The following is a 15630-nucleotide window of genomic DNA, read 5'->3' on the forward strand; positions in this document are numbered from 1 at the left end:
TATCGAAAATACTTTATGATATAGAAATTTTGCATACGCTATTTGTAATGCAAATAATGGGTATACCTTATAATAGGAGGATGGAGAATGAATATCCACGAATATCAAGGCAAAGAGATACTTAGAAGCTATGGAGTTTCTGTACCAGATGGTAAAGTTGCATTTACCGTAGATGAGGCTGTTGAGGCAGCTAAAGAACTTGCTACTGAAGTGACTGTAGTTAAAGCACAGATTCACGCAGGAGGTAGAGGTAAGGCTGGCGGAGTAAAAATCGCTAAAAATCTCGATGAAGTAAGACAGTATGCTGAAGAGATTTTAGGTAAGGTACTGGTGACACACCAAACTGGTCCTGAAGGCAAAGAAGTTAAGCGCTTACTTATCGAGGAAGGAAGCAAAATTAAGAAAGAATATTATATCGGATTGGTAGTGGATAGGGCTACTGATCGTGTTGTTATGATGGCTTCTGAAGAAGGGGGTACAGAGATAGAAGAAGTTGCAGCAAAGACCCCAGAGAAAATTTTCAAAGAATTCATTGATCCTGCTGTAGGATTAATGCCATTCCAAGCTAGAAAACTTGCTTTTGCTATTAATATCCCTAGTAAATTAGTTAATCAGGCAGTAAAATTCATGCTTGGACTTTATCAAGTTTTTGTTGATAAAGATTGCTCAGTTGCCGAAATCAACCCTTTGGTTGTTACCGAAGATGATAAAGTTATAGCATTAGATGCTAAATTAAACTTTGATTCTAACGCATTATTCCGCCATCCAGAAGTACAAGCATTAAGAGACTTGGATGAAGAGGATCCAAAAGAAGTTGAAGCTTCTAAATACGACTTAAGCTATATCGCGTTAGATGGAAATATTGGCTGTATGGTTAATGGTGCAGGATTAGCGATGGCAACCATGGATATCATCAAGTATTATGGTGGAGAACCTGCCAATTTCCTAGATGTAGGTGGCGGAGCTACAACTGAAAAGGTAACAGAAGCCTTTAAAATAATTTTATCTGATCCAAAAGTTAAGGGTATCTTTGTTAATATTTTTGGTGGAATAATGAAATGCGACATCATCGCAAACGGAATCGTAACCGCCGCTAAAGAAGTTAAATTAGATCGTCCATTGGTCGTTCGTCTAGAAGGAACAAATGTCGATTTAGGAAAACAGATTCTAAGTGAATCCGGATTGGATATTGTTGCTGCTGATTCAATGGCTGATGGAGCACAAAAAATCGTAGAACTAGTGAAATAGAAAGGCGGGGTACAGATGAGTATATTAATAAATAAAGATACAAAAGTAATAACTCAAGGTATTACAGGATCAACTGGTATGTTCCATACAGAACAAGCATTAAAATATGGAACTAATATGGTAGGTGGAGTTACTCCTGGTAAAGGTGGAACTGAAGTTCTAGGATTACCAGTATTTAATACTGTAAAAGAAGCTAAAGAAAAGACCGGTGCGACTGCTTCAGTAATTTACGTACCACCAGCTTTTGCTGCTGATGCAATTATGGAAGCAGTTGATGCAGAGCTTGATTTAGTTGTTTGTATTACTGAAGGTATTCCAGTAATGGATATGATCAAAGTTAAACGTTACATGGAAGGTAAGAAGACACGTTTAGTAGGACCTAACTGTCCTGGGGTCATTACTCCTGGTGAATGTAAAATCGGTATTATGCCTGGATATATTCACTTACCAGGTCATGTAGGAATTGTGTCAAGAAGTGGAACCTTAACTTATGAAGCAGTACATCAATTAACAACTAGGGGTATTGGTCAATCTACTGCAGTTGGTATTGGTGGTGACCCAGTAAATGGAACCAACTTTATTGATGTTTTAAAGATGTTTAATGAAGACCCCGATACTTATGCAGTTATTATGATTGGAGAAATCGGTGGAACAGCAGAAGAAGAGGCAGCAGAATGGATCAAAGCTAATATGACAAAGCCAGTTGTTGGCTTCATTGGTGGACAAACTGCTCCTCCAGGAAAGAGGATGGGACACGCTGGCGCAATTATTTCTGGTGGTAAAGGTACAGCTAAAGAAAAGGTTGCTAAACTAGAGGAAGCTGGGGTTCGTGTGGCTCCAACACCTGCAGAGATCGGATCAACATTAGTTAACTTGCTTGAAGAAAAAGGTTTACTAGAAAAATGCATTACTAAAAATGATTAGTTTGTGATTAAGATTATATTTATTCATAGAGGCGTCTAACGCCTCTTTTTCCATAATCGGTATCAAAAGAAATTCCTTATTGATTGATATATAGTTCTGAGGTGCGAATAGATGGATGATAGAGAATTATTAGTATATCTTCATACAATAAAAGGGGTGGGATGGAACACATTAAGTAGGATTGTTAGCAGTTTTAACACTTTGGCGGAGATTTTTTCTGTCCAACCACTTGAATTATCAATGCTTTCAGGAATAGAATATTCTGTGGCGGAAATGATAATTAATAATTTGCAAGTTGATAAGATTAACAGGTTTAAAAATTTACTTTTTGTCTGGGGAAAGAATAATATTAAGATTGTCACGTATTTTGATAGCGATTACCCAGCAATATTGAAGGAAATCGCTAATCCACCTTGGGTTTTGTTTGCATTTGGTGATCTAAATTTTTTACATCAACATTCAATAGCCATCGTTGGTACTAGAAGTCCAACTAATTATGGCAAAATAGTATCTGAACAATTAGCTAAAGAATTAGTTGATTATGATTTTGTCGTAACAAGTGGTTTGGCTAGAGGGATAGATCGTTTAGCACACGAGGGCACCTTAGCAAAACAAGGAAAAACAATTGCTGTTATGGGAAATGGCATTGATGTGGTTTATCCTAAGGAAAATCAAAAGATATATGATTCTATTAGAGAAACAGGTTTAGTAATATCTGAATACCCGCCCGGAACTAGACCACACCCGGGATATTTTCCTAGACGTAATCGAATTATTAGTGGCCTATCCTTGGGGACGATTATCGTTGAAGCCTCATCAAAGAGTGGCTCTTTAATTACAGCTCAATTTGCCTTAGAACAATCTAGGGAAGTGTTTGCAGTACCTGGACCGATTACCTCTCAAAAAAGTTTGGGGACTAATTCACTAATTAAACAAGGAGCCAAGTTGATCCAGAGTATTGAAGATGTAATTGAGGAATTTACATATATACATAAGGAAAAGTTTCAAAAGAATGAAGAAAAACTAGAAACGTTAAACTCATTAAATAATTCAGAGCAAATGGTTTATCTGATAGTTCAATCAACACCTATACATATTGATGAAATCTACGATCAAGTTTCTATGGACCTATCTAATCTATACGAATCATTACTTTCATTGCAACTAAAAGGGGTAATCAAACAATTATCAGGCGGATTATATGTACGTCAAACATAAATTTCTTTATATATAAATTTCAGAAAAATACAATATCTATTGAATAATTTGACAAAGAGAAGCTTACTATTTAATAATAGGAAATGTTATATCCAAACGTAAAATGTTTGTTTCGTGGGGAGGAAAATATATGGCAGAAAATTTAGTGATTGTCGAATCACCAGCTAAAGCAAAAACAATAGGAAAATATCTTGGAAAAAAATTTATTGTTAAAGCATCTATGGGACATGTAATCGATTTACCAAAAAGTCAATTAGGAGTCGACATTGATAATGACTTCTCCCCTAAATATATAACTATCCGTGGAAAAGGAAACATCCTAAAAGAATTGAAAGAAGCTAAGAAAAAGGTAAAGCGTGTATATCTAGCTGCCGACCCCGATCGTGAAGGGGAAGCGATTGCATGGCATTTATCTAGAGCTTTACAGTTAAATGATTCAGAGAAATGTCGAGTCGTTTTTAATGAGATAACTAAGGATGCGATTAAAGATGCTTTTAAACATCCTAGAACAATAGATAAGAATTTAGTAGATGCTCAACAAGCAAGAAGAATTTTAGATCGACTTGTTGGTTATAAGATCAGCCCATTGTTATGGAAAAAAGTAAAAAAAGGGCTTAGTGCAGGTAGAGTTCAATCCGTTGCACTCAAGATGATCAATGATCGTGAAAATGAGATTATTAATTTTAAACCAGAAGAATTCTGGCATGTTATATTAGAATTAGAAAGTAATGGCGAAGCTTTTGAAGCCAAGTTTTATGGATATAATGGTAAAAAAACAGAACTAAAATCTAAGGTTGATGTAGATGAATTATTAGCGACTATAAAGGATCAGCCTATCATTATTTCTGAGATCAAGAAAAGTGAGAGGAGAAAAAATCCTTCTCCACCTTTTACTACAAGTTCTTTGCAACAAGAGGCTGCAAGAAAGTTAAACTTTAGAGCTGCAAAAACAATGTCAATTGCTCAGCAACTATATGAAGGGATTGATTTGGGTAAGGAAGGTACAGTTGGTCTAATTACCTATATGCGTACCGATTCTACTAGGGTTTCAAAAACAGCTCAAGAAGAGGTAAAGGGTTATATTATCCAAAATTATGGCGAAGAATTTATTTCAAAGGGTATAAAGCAAAATAAAAAATCCAAAAATGCACAAGATGCCCACGAAGCTGTTCGTCCAACATCAGTTTTAAGGACACCAAAATCATTAAAAAATTATTTATCTAGAGACCAACTAAGACTCTATCGGTTAATTTGGGAAAGATTTGTTGCTAGCCAGATGGCTCCAGCAATACTCGACACGATGACAGTAGATATAAAAGTTGGGGAAAAAGATGCTATTTTTAGAGCGACTGGTTCAAAAGTCAAGTTCCCAGGATTCAGAAAGGTGTATGTTGAAGGTATTGACGATAACAAAGAAACTGAAGAAGATAAGTTATTACCTTCACTAGAAAAAGATCAAAAACTGAACCTAGTCGGAATTAATCCTGAACAAAAATTTACCCAACCACCACCAAGATATACGGAAGCACGCTTGGTTAAAACGATGGAAGAGTTAGGTATTGGTAGACCAAGTACTTATGCTCCTACTTTAGAAACTATTCAAAAAAGAGGCTATGTAAAACTTGAGCAGCGAAAATTCATACCGACTGAACTGGGTAAATTGGTAATATCATTGATAGAAGAATTTTTCCCAGAAATCATTAATATTGAATTTACTGCCGACATGGAGAATAATTTAGATAAAATCGAAGAAGGTACATTAGATTGGGTTAAGGTACTACGTGAATTTTATCTGGATTTTGAGAAGAGTCTTAAACACGCTGAAGAGGAAATGAAAGAAGTAGAAATTCAGGACGAGGTTTCTGATGAGATTTGCGAAAAATGTGGACGTCCTATGGTATATAAAATGGGGAGATATGGGAAGTTTTTGGCATGTTCCGGATTTCCTGAATGTAGAAATACAAAACCAATAGTAAAAAAGATCGATGTCAAATGTCCTAAATGTGGTGGGGATATTGTAGAACGTAAGGGAAAGAGAAAAGTTTTTTATGGTTGTATTAATTATCCGGAGTGTGACTTTATATCTTTCGACAAACCAATTTCTAGACCCTGTCCAAAGTGTAATGGATTATTAATAGAAAAAAAATCGAAGAAAAAGACACAAGTTCAGTGTATTGATTGTGACTACAAAGAAGATACTCAATGATGGAGGAACACCATGAATAATAATATTAAGCATATCAATGTGGTAGGAGCCGGATTAGCAGGAAGTGAAGCGGCATGGCAGATAGCTCAAAGCGGTATCCCTGTTAGATTATTTGAAATGAGACCAGTAAAAAACTCTCCTGCTCATCATACAGAAAATTTTGCGGAGCTAGTATGTAGTAACTCGTTACGTGCTAACAGCCTCACCAATGCTGTTGGATTATTAAAAGAAGAGATGAGAATTTTCAATTCGCTTATTATGGAAAGTGCAGATAAACATGCAGTACCCGCAGGTGGGGCATTAGCAGTTGACAGAAGTCTTTTTTCTCAATTTATAACCCAGAGAATAAAGGAACATCCATTGATTGAAGTGATTAATGAAGAAGTAACCGACATTCCCGAGGGATTGACAATAATAGCGAGTGGACCACTAACTTCAGATAAATTAGCTAAGAAAATCTCGGAGTTATTGGGAGAGGAATACTTATATTTTTATGATGCTGCAGCTCCAATTATTGAGAAGGATAGTATTGATTTTAACAAAGTATTTATCGCTTCTAGATATGATAAGGGAGAAGCGGCCTATATCAATTGTCCGATGACTGAAGAGGAGTTTAACCACTTTTACGAAGAATTAATAAAGGCAGAAACGGCGGAACTTAAGAGTTTTGAAAAGGAAATATATTTTGAAGGCTGTATGCCGGTTGAAGTTATAGGTAAACGTGGTAGACAAACATTATTGTTTGGTCCAATGAAGCCTGTTGGGTTAATTGACCCAAGGACAGGTAAAGAGCCTTTTGCAGTCGTTCAGCTAAGACAAGACAATGCTGAAGGAACATTGTATAATATTGTTGGTTTTCAAACCCATTTAAAGTGGGGAGAACAAAAGAGAATTATTCAGCTTATTCCTGGTTTAGAGAATGCTGAAATTGTTCGATATGGTGTAATGCATAGAAATACTTTTATCAATTCTCCTAAATTACTCAAACCAACTTACCAATATCGAGAAAGAGATAATTTATTTTTTGCGGGACAGATGACAGGGGTAGAAGGTTACGTAGAATCCGCAGCTTCAGGAATGATTGCAGGTATTAACGCAACATTGTTGGCTAAAGGAAAGTCACCAGAAGTATTTCCTAGGGAAACTGTTTTAGGAAGTATGGCACATTACATTACAACTGCTAATCCAAAGCATTTCCAGCCAATGAATGCTAATTTTGGCCTGTTACCACAGCTTGAGGTAAAAATCAGGAATAAAAAGGAGAAAAATTTACAGTTATCTAATAGATCCTTAGAAAAAGTTAAGATATTTTCACAATTCATCCAAAATTTAATCTACAGTAATTAACTATATTATGTTAATATAGTGTTGCTTTTATTAATTAAGAGGGATAAAATGATATATGTTTGACTACTATTTAATCGAATTTCAAGGATACTTGCAAATTGAAAAGAATGCATCACCCCATACAACCGACAATTATTTAAGGGATATTAGTGATTTTATTTCTTACATAAATTCAACTGGATTAACTTCATTGTTAGATGTTTCTTATTTGGATGTAAGAGGTTATTTAGCTTATTTAAATAAAAAAAATTATTCTAGAAGAACGATTTCTAGAAAACTATCTAGTTTACGTACTTTTTATCGCTTTTTAGTTAGGGAAAATTATCTTGAATTGAATCCCTTTCAAATGGTTTCTACTCCAAAGTTAGAAAAAAAGTTACCGAATTTTATGTATCCTAAAGAGGTCATAGAACTTTTAGATATGCCTGATCTTTCTAAGCTGACGGGGATACGTGATAAAGCCATTCTTGAAGTGTTGTATGCTAGTGGTATGCGCGTGAGTGAGTTAGTCTCTCTTGATATTGAGTCAATAGATTTTACTACAGGGACAGCGTTAGTCTTTGGAAAAGGCTCGAAAGAAAGGTATGTTCCATTAGGGAAGTATGCGATAGAAGCCTTGAAAAATTATTTAGAAAATGCTAGAGCAAAACTAAGCACTAATTATTATGAAAAAGCTCTATTTTTAAATAGATATGGAGGACGTTTATCTGACCGAAGCGTTAGACGAATGATTGAAAAGTATGTAAGACTACTATCTTTTTCTAAGAGTGTAAGTCCCCATACTTTGCGTCATACGTTTGCTACCCATTTACTTAATGCTGGAGCAGATTTACGTTCTGTTCAAGAGTTATTAGGACATGTTAATATTTCTACTACTCAAATATATACCCATATTACGAAAGAAAGATTACAACAAATTTACAAAAACCACCATCCCCGTGCATAGTCACAAAAAATATTTAATTGATAATTTTCTGAATATATCTCCTATTTTTGGGGTATAAAGGAGGATGAGATATGTCTCAGACCTTTCATGCAACTACTATTTTTGCTATTAGGCACAACGGGAAATCTGCCATGGCAGGCGACGGCCAAGTTACTTTCGGAAATTCCGTTATTATGAAACATACTGCAAAAAAAGTAAGAAAGTTGTATAAAGATCAGGTGATAGCAGGATTTGCTGGTTCTGTAGCAGATGCTTTCACACTTTTTGAAAAGTTTGAAGGTAAACTTGAAGAATATCATGGAAATTTACCTAGAGCTGCTGTAGAATTAGCGAAGGAATGGCGAATGGATAAGGTACTGCGTCGCCTGGAAGCTATGTTGATTGTTATGAATAAGGAGCATTTGTTACTAATTTCTGGAACAGGTGAAGTGATTGAACCAGACGATGGAATTCTAGCTATTGGTTCAGGAGGGAATTATGCACTAGCAGCGGGACGAGCACTAAAGAGACATTCACCTCAGCTAGCTGCCAAAGAAATAGCTGAAGCTGCTTTGAACATAGCTGCAGAAATTTGTGTGTACACAAATAATAATATCGTAGTTGAGGATTTGTAAGGGGGAAACAAAATGTATTTTCAAAAGCCCTTAACTCCGCGAGAGATAGTGTCTGAATTAGATAAATATATAGTTGGACAAAAAGATGCTAAACGAGCAGTAGCAATTGCTTTACGAAATCGTTATCGTAGAAGTTTATTAGATGAATCTCTTAGGGATGAAATTGTACCTAAAAATATCTTGATGATTGGTCCTACTGGAGTTGGTAAAACAGAAATAGCTAGAAGACTAGCTAAGTTAGTGGGGGCTCCCTTCGTTAAAGTTGAGGCTACCAAATTTACCGAAGTAGGTTATGTTGGTCGAGATGTTGAATCGATGGTAAGGGATCTAGTTGAGACAGCTATTCGAATGGTTAAATCTGAAAAAACTGAAAAAGTCAAAGATAAAGCTGAACAATTGGCTAATGATAGAATAATAGATATATTAGTACCAAGTAAAAGTAAGAATAAGAATTTGAGTAATCCTTTGGACATGCTGTTTAATAAGACTAATCATTCCTCAACCGAAGATCAATATGAAGAAGGGGAGATTCAAGAGAAAAGAAGACAAATACGCTTTAAATTATTAAATGGTCAACTTGAAGAAGAAATTATTGAGATTGAAATAGAAGATAGCTCTCCTTCAATGTTTGAATTGTTTTCTGGAACTGGTGTAGAACAAATGGGATTTAATATGCAAGATGTTTTAGGCAATATTTTACCCAAAAAGATGAAGAAACGTAAGTTGCCGATTAAGGAAGCGAGAAAGATCTTGACCAATGAAGAAGCACAGAAGTTAATCGATATGGATGAAGTTATACAGGAGTCCATTGAAAGAGCAGAGCAATCTGGTATTATTTTCATTGATGAAATAGATAAGATTGCTGGGAAAGAAAGAGGTCCTGATGTTTCTAGAGAAGGCGTACAACGTGACATTTTACCCATTGTGGAAGGGTCCACAGTTATGACAAAATATGGGGCAGTTAAAACTGATTATATTTTGTTTATCGCTGCTGGTGCTTTTCATATGTCAAAACCGTCTGACTTGATTCCAGAATTACAGGGGAGATTTCCGATTCGAGTTGAACTACAAGACCTTACGGTCGACGATTTTGTTCAAATCTTAACAGAACCAAAAAATGCTTTAACAAAGCAATATATCTCATTATTAAAAACTGAGGGGATAGAAGTTGAATTTACTGAATCAGCTATTTATGAAATTGCTAATTTAGCTGCAGAAGTAAATCAACAAACAGATAATATTGGAGCAAGAAGATTAAACACAATTTTAGAAAAATTATTAGAAGATCTATCTTTTGAAGCTCCGGATATTTATTTAGAAAAAGTTCAGATTACTCCAGAATATGTAGGAGAAAAACTTTCTAAAATAGTTAAAAACAAAGATTTATCACGTTATATTCTGTAAAATTAGGAGGAAAATAAAATGGATTTGTTATCAAAAATTAGAAGACTAAATCGATTATTACAAAAAACTGCTGGCCACACAGTAAATTTTAATGATATGGCCGAGGTGCTAAGTGATGTAATTGAAGCTAATATTTTTGTGGTAAACCACAAAGGAAAAATGTTAGGTTTATGTGTTGCACAAGAAATCGACAATGAGCGCGTTCGTAATATGTTAAAGGAAAGAAAGTTTCCAGAGGAATATAATACTCTTCTGTTAAAACAAGACGAAACTGTTTCTAACATTGGCATTGATAACCCACTTACTTCTTTCCCTGTGGAAATGGACGATATCTTTAAGGACAGCTATACTGCAATAGTACCGATCGTTGGAAGTGGTGAACGTCTAGGAACATTAATTTTAGGACGTTTAAATGAGAAATACGGCGACGAAGATTTAATCCTAGCTGAATACGGTGCGACAGTAATTGCTATGGAAATATTAAGGGATCGGGCAGAGGCTAAGGAAGAGGAAGTAAGAAATCGAGCAATTGTTCAAATGGCGATTGGTTCCCTTTCCTACAGTGAACTAGAGGCAGTTGAACATATTTTTGAAGAGCTAGAAGGTAAGGAAGGCCTATTAGTTGCAAGTAAAATTGCTGACCGTGTAGGTATAACTCGTTCAGTTATTGTCAATGCATTAAGAAAACTTGAAAGTGCTGGAGTTATCGAATCACGTTCCCTAGGTATGAAAGGTACTTATATCAAGGTATTAAATGAAAAATTATTGACTGAACTAGATAAAATTCGCTCTGAACAATAATTTAATTATAAATCCATGAGAAACTAGGAGGCCGTTTTAAGGCCTCTTTTTTCACGGTTCGATAATATATTATAAAAACTTTGATTTTTTTCTATATTTTTTATATAATACATTGTTAGATAAGTGGTAGTATTGCTTTGCTTGTCGACTGATAAGCCTTAAGTCCTAAGAAGGAATAGGGCTTTTTATTTTTGATACAATATAACTATTTTTTAAAAAAACCAATAAAATGTCGAAAATTGCAGGAATTTTAAATGTTGATATGGAATAGATTAAGACGGTGATTTATAACTTTTTTATTCCCCTTTTTTTTGAGGAGGTTAAACTCGTGAAAATATTTAGCAATATAGATAATTTACAACGATCACTTGATATATCTTCATTAAGACAGCGGCTTATTAGTAATAATATTGCCAATGTTGATACCCCTGGATATAAAACAATGGATGTTTCTTTTGATGAGATTTTAGCAGCAAAAGAAGCTAAATATTTAGATCAATCAAATAGAAATCTTTTTCGTGGTTATCGTACAGATCCAAGACATTTGGTGATCGGAGGTAGCGAGAGTAGTCAATTTCAACCTAAGATTGTGGTTAATAGACGAACCTCGGTGTTGAATAATGATAATAACGTCGATATTGATTACGAAATGACAAAGTTAGCTGAAAATAACATTTGGTATAATACCTTGACCCAAGTTATTAATAAGGAATTCTCGATGTTACGTTATGTGATAACAGAGGGGAGACGTTAGATTATGAAGCTATTTAACGCAATGGATATTAGTGCCTCAGCTTTGACGGTCCAGAGATTAAGAATGGATGTTATTTCTTCAAACATTGCAAATGCTGAAACCACAAGAGGAAAATATGTTGATGGAAAGTGGCAACCATATACTAGAAAAATGGTAGAAGTTGCGCCTAACTCTAAAGGTGGTTTTAAGCAAATTTTCAATCAGGTACTGAATAATGAACCTTCCCTTTCTGGTGTTAAGGTTACTAGAATTGTAGAAGATAGGTCTCCATATAAAAAAATTTATCAGCCATCCCATCCAGATGCGGATGAAAATGGTTTTATCTATTTACCAAATGTAGATGTTTTAAAGGAAATGGTTGATATGATTTCAGCTACTAGAGCCTATGAGGCAAACGTTACTGCCTTGAATTCTACCAAATCGATGCTATTAAAAGCGTTAGAAATCGGAAGATAGAAAGGATGTTAAATAAATGGATAATAGTATTAGTTCTATTAATCTAGTAAAAGGACAGTTTATAACAGAAAAAAGACAAAATAAAATCGATTCTAGTAAGCAGTTTTCCGATGTTTTAAAAGAAGCACTAAATGGAGTAACTGAAGATATTAAAATTGCCCAAGAATTAAGTGATAAGATTGCTACTGGAGATGTAAAAGACCTTCATCAAGTAATGATTGCGATGGAAAAAGCAAATTTAGGTTTGCAACTTACGGTTCAAGTTAGAAACAAAGTTGTTGAGGCTTACCAGGAAGTAATGAGAATGCAGGTATAACATTTATCTGGTAAGTGAGGAGAGAATACAACGTGAATGAATTTATACAAAATTACAAAGAAAAATTCGCTCATTTTTGGAATCAGCTTGAAAAAAAACAGAAAATAATGTTGATTGCCACCGTCTTTTTTCTGATTACTACACTAGTTTTAGTGACGATGTTTACAACTAGAATTAAGTATCAATTGACTTATGTCAATTTAGATAAGAAAACTGCTGGTACCATTGTCAGTAAGTTAGAAGAAATGGGTATTCCATACCAATTAAGTGCAGGGGGAAGCAATATTTCTGTTCCTGAATCTCAATCTGCTAGGGTGAAGGTAATGCTTGCCCAAGAAGATTTAGGAAGTGGCAACATTTATTCAAAATTTTGGGAAAACGCCAAATTTGGTATGACAGACCAACAGTTCCAAGTATTGAATCGAGGAGCGATTGAAGAAGAATTACGCTTGTTAATTGTGAAGGGAATCGAAGGGATTACTGATGCGAATGTTATGATTACCCTTCCTGAAGAAAAAGTCTTCTATTCTGAAGTACAACAACAGGCTACCGCATCTGTCGTCTTAAAAATCGAGCCTGGCGTTCAATTAAATCCTAACCAAATTAAAAGCATCTATAATCTGATTTCTAAGAGTGTTCCCAATTTACCTGTTGATAATATCACTTTGACTAATCAGTATGGGGACCCACTTGAGTATACTAATTTTAATCAAGGAACTGTAGATACATATAATCAACAACGATTAATTGAGCAGGAATTTCAGAAAGATTTAAAAAAACAATTGGATCAAATGTTGACTCGGATAATGGGTCCGGGTAGGGTAAGTGTCACTGTGTTCGCAAAGATGAACTTTGACCAAAAGAGAACGATGGAAAATATCTACCAGCCAGTTGTTGACGGAAAAGGAATTGCTAGAAGCGTGGAAACGATTCAAGAATCTTTTACGGGTACGGATAATTTACCTGGTGGCATAACTGGTACCAGCGATACCCAAATTCCAACCTACCCATCAAGTTCTAATGGTAACGGAAACTATGAACATATTGAAAAACGCATTAACTATGAAGTTAATGAAATTACTAAAGAAGTAATAAGTAGTCCGTATTCTTTAGAAGATTTAAGTATTGTAGTAGCAGTGGATCTCCCACAAGATGATGAGCAAACGGAAAAGACAATCGAGGCGATTCGAAATTTGATATCTCCGATTGTAATGGCAGCTCTTAGTGACCAAAGTTCAAACAATAACTTGCAATTAGCTAATATAGATCAAAGAATTGTTGTTGTAGCACATGAGTTTGAAGATAAACCATCAGTGTTTGATAATCAAAATAATGGATGGGACCCGCTGTTATTATATGGGGCTATTGGATTATCAGTTTTAGCAATAGGTGGTATCGGTTTTAATGTGGTACGACGTGGGAATAAAAAGCGTGAGAGTGAGGAGGAAGTTATTCCTACCGAAACTGAGATTCCTGAGATTGATCTTACCCCGATACTAACTGAGGAAGCAGCATTACAACAGGAAATTCAGAAATTTTCAAAGCAAAAACCTGATGAGTTCGTCAAACTAATACGAACTTGGTTATCCGAAGAATAGGGAGGGAGTAATTATGGCAAGAATTCAGGAATTATCAGGAAGGCAAAAGGCTGCTATATTACTCATTTCCTTAGGTCCTAATTTTTCAGCCGAAATATTTAAACACCTACGCGAGGAAGAAATAGAGCAGCTTACTTTAGAAATAGCAAATATGCGTAAAGTTGATACTGCTGATAAAGAAAGAGTCTTACAGGAATTTCATCAAATGGCCGTTGCTCAAGAGTATATCACTCAAGGCGGTATTGATTATGCTAAGGACGTTTTAGAAAAAGCATTAGGACAGCAAAAAGCGATAGATGTTATTAATAGATTGACAGCTACCTTACAAGTTCGTCCCTTTGACTTTGCAAGAAAGTCTGATCCAAATCAGATACTTAACTTTATTCAAAATGAACATTCTCAAACTATTGCACTGATATTATCTTATTTACAACCTGAACAATCAGCGATGATTCTATCATCCTTACCACAGGAAAAGCAGGCTGATGTTGCACGGCGAATTGCCTTAATGGATGCAACGTCCCCTGAAATAATTAGTCAAGTAGAAAGAGTTTTAGAACAGAAGTTGTCTTCAACATTGCAACAAGATTTCAATGCAGCAGGCGGTATTCAAAGTATCGTTCAAATATTAAATGGAGTCGATCGCGCTACAGAGAAGACTATTTTAGACACATTAGAAGTTGATGATCCAGAATTGGCAGATGAAATTAAAAAGAGGATGTTTGTCTTTGAAGATATCGTTAATTTGGATAACCGTTCAATTCAACGAGTGATTAGAGATGTTGATAATAACGATCTGCAACTGGCGCTGAAAGTGGCTAGTGATGATGTTAGAGAAGCGATATTTAGAAATATGTCTAAGAGAATGGTAGAGACATTCAAAGAAGAAATGGAGTTTATGGGTCCTGTACGCCTTAGAGATGTAGAGGAAGCTCAAACTAGAATTGTTGCAACCATAAGGCGATTAGAAGAAGCTGGCGAGGTAATCATTGCTCGTGGAGGCGATGATATAATTGTCTAAAATTTATAAATCAGTTCAACTTAATGAAAATCAAAAGAAGATAATTACATATGAACATAAATTAAAAAACGAACCAGAGGTAAGCCAAGAAGAATTAGTTGATGACACATTCAATTATCGGGATCAAATCATAAAAGAAGCTAAAGAGCAGGCAGCTCGGATACTTGGAGATGCAAAAAAACAGGCAGAGGAATTGCTAGAGAAAGAAAAAAAGGCTATCGATGAATGGTGGGATAAGAAAAGAGCGGAAGATGACCTACTCATTGAAAGACTAAAAAAAGAGGGTTACCAAGCGGGATACGAAGAGGGGCATGCAAAGGCCGAATTAGATCTACAGGAACAATATCAAAAAAGATTTGATCAAGCTCAACAAATCCTTGAAGAAGCTTCTAGGATAAAAGAACAAATCATCCAAGAATCTGAGTCTAAAATAATTGAACTTAGCGTCGCAATCGCTGAAAAAATTATTAGAAAAGAAATAGAACTAGATATGGGCGTGGTAAAAAATCTAGTAAAAGAGGTATTGAAAGGAATAAAAGAACTTGAAAAAATCTCAATATCAGTTGCCCCTAGTTATTTTACATATCTGCATAATGCCAGAGAAGAACTGCTTAAAGAATTAAATGGGCAGATAGAATTATTGATCTTTCCAGATCCATCAATTACAGATGGTGGTTGCATAATTAAATCTTCTTATGGAACTTTTGATGCTAAAATAGATACTCAGTTAGAAGAAATTAAATTTCTTTTATTTGATATATCGGGTAGGAGATGAGG

General features: G+C 35.1%; 15 protein-coding genes. All 15 read left to right on the top strand.

The window, feature by feature from the left end:
• The first annotated feature begins 87 nt into the window (after window positions 1-87).
• The 15 genes from sucC (at window position 88) to fliH (ending at window position 15628) form a co-directional block, all read left to right on the top strand.
• A complete protein-coding gene (sucC, locus tag BHF71_RS00315; protein ID WP_069655700.1) occupies window positions 88-1248 on the top strand; it encodes an ADP-forming succinate--CoA ligase subunit beta in 1161 nt (386 codons plus the stop codon).
• 15 nt (window positions 1249-1263) lie between these two features.
• Window positions 1264-2172, top strand: coding sequence for a succinate--CoA ligase subunit alpha (gene sucD / locus BHF71_RS00320; RefSeq protein WP_069655701.1), 909 nt, complete (start codon window positions 1264-1266; stop codon window positions 2170-2172).
• A gap of 111 nt (window positions 2173-2283) precedes the next feature.
• Complete coding sequence (gene dprA, locus BHF71_RS00325) at window positions 2284-3390, top strand: DNA-processing protein DprA (protein ID WP_069655702.1); 1107 nt, start codon at window positions 2284-2286, stop codon at window positions 3388-3390.
• A gap of 130 nt (window positions 3391-3520) precedes the next feature.
• Window positions 3521-5596, top strand: a complete 2076-nt coding sequence (topA, locus tag BHF71_RS00330; RefSeq protein WP_069655703.1) for a type I DNA topoisomerase — start codon at window positions 3521-3523, stop codon at window positions 5594-5596.
• Between the two features lie 12 nt (window positions 5597-5608).
• Window positions 5609-6943, top strand: coding sequence for an FADH(2)-oxidizing methylenetetrahydrofolate--tRNA-(uracil(54)-C(5))-methyltransferase TrmFO (gene trmFO / locus BHF71_RS00335; protein ID WP_069655704.1), 1335 nt, complete (start codon window positions 5609-5611; stop codon window positions 6941-6943).
• 55 nt (window positions 6944-6998) lie between these two features.
• A complete protein-coding gene (gene xerC / locus BHF71_RS00340; protein ID WP_069655705.1) occupies window positions 6999-7889 on the top strand; it encodes a tyrosine recombinase XerC in 891 nt (296 codons plus the stop codon).
• Between the two features lie 71 nt (window positions 7890-7960).
• Complete coding sequence (gene hslV, locus BHF71_RS00345; protein ID WP_069655706.1) at window positions 7961-8503, top strand: ATP-dependent protease subunit HslV; 543 nt, start codon at window positions 7961-7963, stop codon at window positions 8501-8503.
• Between the two features lie 12 nt (window positions 8504-8515).
• On the top strand, window positions 8516-9907 hold the full coding sequence (hslU, locus tag BHF71_RS00350; RefSeq protein WP_069655707.1) for an ATP-dependent protease ATPase subunit HslU: 1392 nt from the start codon (window positions 8516-8518) through the stop codon (window positions 9905-9907).
• 18 nt (window positions 9908-9925) lie between these two features.
• Window positions 9926-10708 (top strand): GTP-sensing pleiotropic transcriptional regulator CodY, encoded by a 783-nt coding sequence (gene codY / locus BHF71_RS00355; protein ID WP_069655708.1) that lies wholly within the window; start codon window positions 9926-9928, stop codon window positions 10706-10708.
• A 328-nt stretch (window positions 10709-11036) separates the two neighbouring features.
• Entirely contained in the window at window positions 11037-11462 is a 426-nt protein-coding gene (flgB, locus tag BHF71_RS00360; protein ID WP_069655709.1) for a flagellar basal body rod protein FlgB, read from the top strand.
• Window positions 11463-11465: 3 nt separating this feature from the next.
• Window positions 11466-11918, top strand: coding sequence for a flagellar basal body rod protein FlgC (flgC, locus tag BHF71_RS00365; RefSeq protein ID WP_069655710.1), 453 nt, complete (start codon window positions 11466-11468; stop codon window positions 11916-11918).
• A 16-nt stretch (window positions 11919-11934) separates the two neighbouring features.
• A complete protein-coding gene (gene fliE, locus BHF71_RS00370) occupies window positions 11935-12234 on the top strand; it encodes a flagellar hook-basal body complex protein FliE (protein ID WP_069655711.1) in 300 nt (99 codons plus the stop codon).
• A 32-nt stretch (window positions 12235-12266) separates the two neighbouring features.
• Window positions 12267-13832, top strand: a complete 1566-nt coding sequence (gene fliF, locus BHF71_RS00375) for a flagellar basal-body MS-ring/collar protein FliF (protein ID WP_069655712.1) — start codon at window positions 12267-12269, stop codon at window positions 13830-13832.
• 13 nt (window positions 13833-13845) lie between these two features.
• Window positions 13846-14853 carry a flagellar motor switch protein FliG gene (fliG, locus tag BHF71_RS00380; protein ID WP_069655713.1) on the top strand — a complete coding sequence of 336 codons (1008 nt, stop codon included), beginning with the start codon at window positions 13846-13848 and terminating at the stop codon, window positions 14851-14853.
• Complete coding sequence (gene fliH / locus BHF71_RS00385) at window positions 14846-15628, top strand: flagellar assembly protein FliH (RefSeq protein ID WP_069655714.1); 783 nt, start codon at window positions 14846-14848, stop codon at window positions 15626-15628. The genes fliG and fliH overlap by 8 nt, the downstream gene beginning before the upstream one ends.
• The last annotated feature ends 2 nt before the right edge of the window (window positions 15629-15630 follow it).

Source organism: Vulcanibacillus modesticaldus (assembly GCF_001730235.1).
Classification (GTDB): Bacteria; Bacillota; Bacilli; order Tepidibacillales; family Tepidibacillaceae; genus Vulcanibacillus; species Vulcanibacillus modesticaldus.